Origin of the sequence: Streptomyces boncukensis, assembly GCF_011045075.1 — a bacterium.
GTDB classification, from domain to species: domain Bacteria; phylum Actinomycetota; class Actinomycetes; order Streptomycetales; family Streptomycetaceae; genus Streptomyces; species Streptomyces boncukensis.
The window spans coordinates 1-4,657 of the sequence record NZ_JAAKZZ010000541.1; the positions used below are offsets into that span (position 1 = coordinate 1).

Sequence of the window (4,657 nt, forward strand, 5' to 3'; positions counted from 1 at the left end):
TCCACGAGCAGGGCCATCTCGTAGCCGACGAGACCGATGTCGGCCTCGGGATGGGCGAGGACGGCCAGCGAGGAGCCGTCCGAGATGGACATGATGAAGAGGAAGCCCCGCTCCATCTCCACCACCGTCTGGTTCACGCCCCCGCCCTCGAAGATGCGGGACGCACCCGCGGTGAGCGAGGTCAGCCCCGAGGCGACCGCCGCCAGCTGGTCGGCACGGTCCCGCGGGAAGCCCTCGGACATCGCGAGCAGAAGTCCGTCGGCGGAGACCACCACCGTGTGCGACACCCCCGGGGTGTTGTCCACGAAATTGGTGATCAACCAGTTCAGGTTCTGCGCCGCCTGGCTCATCGGGCTCACACTAACGCTCCTGATCGTAGGTGCTGCCGGGGCCGAAGCCCTGTTGGTCATTCTCGTTGGCGTCGCCCGCCGTGCGTCCCCTGCGGACACCGCGGTGCAGGTTGCTCAGTCTGCCGCGCACGTCCTCGGGCGCACGGGAAACCGAGGGGCCGCCCTGCGGGCTCTCCTCCGCGGCGCCCTCGACCAGATTGGCCCTGGGCACCCGCTTCGGCAGGCCGGAACTGGTGACGCCGCCGGCCTGCGGAGCGCGCAGCAGACCCGCCGCCTTCCAGCGGTCGTCGTTCTCCGACGGCTGCCGGCCACCGGGCTCGGCTCCGGATCCAGGTCCGGGTCCGGTTCCGGTTTCCTCCGGCGACGGCTGCTGCCGAGGCTGCTGAGGCACCGGAGCCGGGGCTTCCTGGTGGGGCTGGTGCTGCGCCGCCGGCCCCCCTTCGGGCTGTGAACGCCCCGGCTCACGGCGCGGAAGTCCCGCACCCGTGGTGGGCGAGAACATCCCTGGGAGGGAGTCCGGACGGTCGAAGCCTACGCGGTCCTGGCCGGCCTCGGGAGCGCTCGTTGAAGATTCCGCTTCTGCTCCGTTGAGACCGTACTGGCCCGCACCCAGGGGCCGTTGAGGAAGCGGCGGTGGCTCCTCGTACGACTCCTGGGGGATCTGCTGGGGCAGCGCTCCGTGCGGCTCCTGGTACGCCTCCGGGTACGGCCCCTGCTGCGGCTCGCGCGGCTGCGCGTACGGCTGCGCGTACGGGTCCGCCTGCTGCTGTCCGTACGCCGGCTCGTAGGGCTGCGGGTACGGCTGCGTCTGCTGCTGCCCGTACGGTTCCTGCCCGTACGGTTCCGGCCCGTAGCCGGGCTGCTGCGGGTACGGCTGCGCGGGCTGCTCCGGCTCCGGTGGCTGCTGCTGCGGCGGCTGGAGCTCCTGGCGCTGCGTCCGGGCCTGGTGGGCCTCCAGCGCCGCGCGCATCTCCTCCCGGCGCTGGGAGCGCCCGATCGGGCCGAGCGGTGCCTGCCCGCTGCCGTCCTGGGTGTAGCGCGAGTCGTCGAAGCCGAGCTCGGCGGCGGTGGGGGCGTGGGGCAGCGGCTCCGGCCCCGGCTGCCGGGGTCCGGGCTGCGGCGGGGGTCCGGACTGCTCCTCGGGGACGATACGGGAGACCGTGAAGTCCTCCTCGGCCCCTTCCGCACCGCCGCCGCCGTGGGTGATGACGTCCGGCAGCATCACCAGCGACGTGGTGCCCGCCTGCTCGCCCGAGGGGCGCAGCTGGACCCGGATGCCGTGCCGGTCGGCGAGGCGGCCGACCACGAACAGGCCCATGCGCTGGGCGACCGCCACATCCACGGTGGGCGGGTTGGCCAGCTTGTGGTTGATGTCGGCGAAGTCCTCGGCGGTCAGACCGATGCCCTTGTCATGGATCTCGATCATGACCCGCCCGTCGGGCATCCGGGTGGCGCGCACCCGCACCTTGGACTGCGGCGCGGAGAACGAGGCGGCGTTCTCCAGCAGCTCGGCGAGCAGATGCACGAGGTCGTTGACGACCTGGCCGTGGATCTCGCTCTCCGGGACGCCGGAGATCTCGATCCGCTCGTAGTGCTCGACCTCGGAGGCCGCGGCCCGCAGCACATCGACCAGCGGCACCGGCTCGGTCCACCGGCGGCCCGGCTCTTCGCCCGCGAGGACCAGCAGGTTCTCGCCGTTGCGGCGCATGCGCGTGGCGAGGTGGTCCATCTTGAAGAGGCTGGCCAGCTGGTCCGGGTCGGCCTCGTTGTTCTCCATCTCCGTGACCAGGGTGAGCTGGCGCTCGATGAGGCCCTGGTTGCGGCGGGAGAGGTTGGTGAAGATCGCGTTGACGTTGCCGCGCAGCAGCGCCTGCTCGGCGGCGAGCCGGACGGCCTCGCGGTGCACCTGGTCGAAGGCGCGGGCCACCTCGCCGATCTCGTCGCGGGTGGTGATGGGGATGGGCTTGACGCGGGTGTCGATCTGGCCCGGGTCCGTCCTGGAGAGCTGGTCGACCAGCATCGGCAGCCGCTGCTCGGCGACGTCGAAGGCCGCGCCGCGCAGGGTGCGCATGCTGAGGCTCATCGCCCGCGCCATCCGGCCCGCGAGCACGAACGCGATCAGCAGCGCCACCACCACGACGGCGGAGTTGACGATCATGTCGCGACGGGCGTCGGAGGCTATCTGGTCGGTCTCCTCGACGGCGTGCGCGGCGAGGTCCTTCTCCACCGCGCGGTACGCGTCGAAGGTGGCGGTGGCGGTGCCGGTCCAGGTCTTGTCGGTGATCCCCTGGGCCTTCAGCGCGCCCGCGCCCGCGCCGCTGCCGATCGCCTGGACCATCTTGCTCTTCGAGGGCGGCGACACGAACTTCTCGTTGTCCGCATCGGCCTCCTGCTTGGCCTGTTCGCCCAGCTCACGGGTGGCGTCCTTGGCCTTGCCCTGCTCGCTCCGCAGCAGCCGGACGTCCTGCGGGCGGGCGCCGGAGGTGTACTCCTCCAGTGCGACCCGCTCCAGATAGGCGTACGAAGCCAGCGCGGTGAGCTGCTCCTGCTTGTCCTTCTCCGAGGGGCCCGGCTTGGTGAGCAGATGGGTGCCGAGCGCGCGCTGCAGCGAGGCGGCGGACTTGGCGAGGGATATCGCGTAGACGGTGCGGCCGTAGGAGGTCACATTGCCGGTGCCGAGACCGAGTTCGTTGGCGAACTCCATCAGCGGGTGCTGGACGGCGACGTAGCCCTCTTCGGTCTGCGCGCCCGGGAGGTCCTTGGTGAAGGCACCCTGGCGGAGCACTGGCAGGCGGGGCTCCACCTCCTCGAACGCCTTGAGGCGGCGCTTGAGGCCCGCCTTGCCCGGCATGTCGGCGACGGCCGTCCGGAACTCCTTGGCCGCCTGGTCGGTGGCGTTCCGGGAGCTGCTGACCTCGCTGTCGTCCTTGTCGCCGCGCAGCAGCGGGGCCGCCGAGCGGTCCCGCTCGTCGACGATCGCGTCGGCGTAGTCGGAGGCGGCGGCGACGAGCTTGGCGGTGCGCTGCGCCTCCCCGGCCTCCCGCCAGGTGGAGAAGTCGGACTCCACCTTGAAGCCGCCGAAGATGAGCGCGACCACCACCGGGAGCAGCAGGATCGCGTTCAGCCGGGTGGGGACGCGCCAGTTGCGCGCGCGGAAGCGGCTGCCGCCGCCCCGCGGGCCGGCCCCGTCCGGGGGCTCGCCTCCCGCGGCGCCCACCGGAGCACCGGCGGGTCCGGCGCCCGGCCCGGCGGCACCATGAGGCCCCCCCGGCCGCGGCGCCGCCGACGCGGCGGCCGGGGACGGCGGGGTGAAGTTGCCCCGCGCCGCTCCCTGGTCCCGCGGCGCGGAGCCCGCTTTGCTTCGCCTCACTCGACTTCTCACCTCTCGGCGCTCGGTTCCCGTCAGCGCTGCGCCGTCGCTACTGCTGAGTCAGGGAATTGCAGCACGTCAGACCCGCTCTTTCCAAACACTTGGTTTATTCACGCAGGGCGAGAACGCGTGCGAGGAAAAACGGGCATTGGGGGCCGTGCCGCGCCAAAAGGCAGGGGATTTGTGCGCAGAGTGAAGCGTTCCGCTCGCCAGCAGTGTTCACATCGCCGTAATCGACAGCCGAAACGTTATGAAGGCGAGTCCGGACATGGCAAAGAACACAGCCAGCGCATCCGGGACTGCGCGGGGCGGACGAACCGCTCCCCGCGCCGCCCCGCGCTCGACACAGCGGACGCCCACCCGGGCGGGTCTCCGCGCGCCCGGAGGCGGGTGCTCACTTCAGGCGGGCCAGCAGGGCGTGCTCCACCAGGGTGATCAGCGCGCTCTTGGCCTCGGCGCGGTGCCGGGCGTCCGTGGTGATGATGGGGGTGTCGGGGCCGATCTGGAGCGCTTCGCGCACCTCCTCCGGGGAGTAGGGCTGGTGGCCGTCGAAGCCGTTGAGGGCGATGACGAACGGCAGCCCGCTGTTCTCGAAGTAGTCCACCGCCGGGAAGCAGTCCGCCAGCCGCCGGGTGTCCACCAGCACCACCGCACCGATCGCCCCGCGCACCAGGTCGTCCCACATGAACCAGAACCGGTCCTGACCCGGGGTGCCGAACAGATACAGGATCAGGTCGTCGTCCAGGGTGATCCGGCCGAAGTCCATGGCCACGGTGGTGGTCGACTTGGCCCCGGTGTGCGTCAGATCGTCGATGCCCGCCGACGCCGAGGTCATCACCGCCTCCGTGCGCAGCGGATTGATCTCCGAGACCGCGCCGACGAAGGTCGTCTTGCCGACGCCGAAGCCGCCGGCCACCACGATCTTCGCGGAGGTGGT

General features: G+C 71.6%; 3 protein-coding genes. All 3 read right to left on the bottom strand.

Features of this window, described 5'->3' with window-relative positions:
* Positions 1-350 (bottom strand): roadblock/LC7 domain-containing protein (locus G5C65_RS31515; RefSeq protein WP_165302463.1); only part of this gene is annotated, 350 nt, incomplete at its 3' end.
* A 10-nt stretch (positions 351-360) separates the two neighbouring features.
* Positions 361-3,720 carry a nitrate- and nitrite sensing domain-containing protein gene (locus G5C65_RS31520; protein WP_165302461.1) on the bottom strand — a complete coding sequence of 1,120 codons (3,360 nt, stop codon included), beginning with the start codon at positions 3,718-3,720 and terminating at the stop codon, positions 361-363.
* A 394-nt stretch (positions 3,721-4,114) separates the two neighbouring features.
* A partial coding sequence (locus tag G5C65_RS31525; protein ID WP_165302462.1) for a GTP-binding protein occupies positions 4,115-4,657 on the bottom strand: 543 nt, incomplete at its 5' end.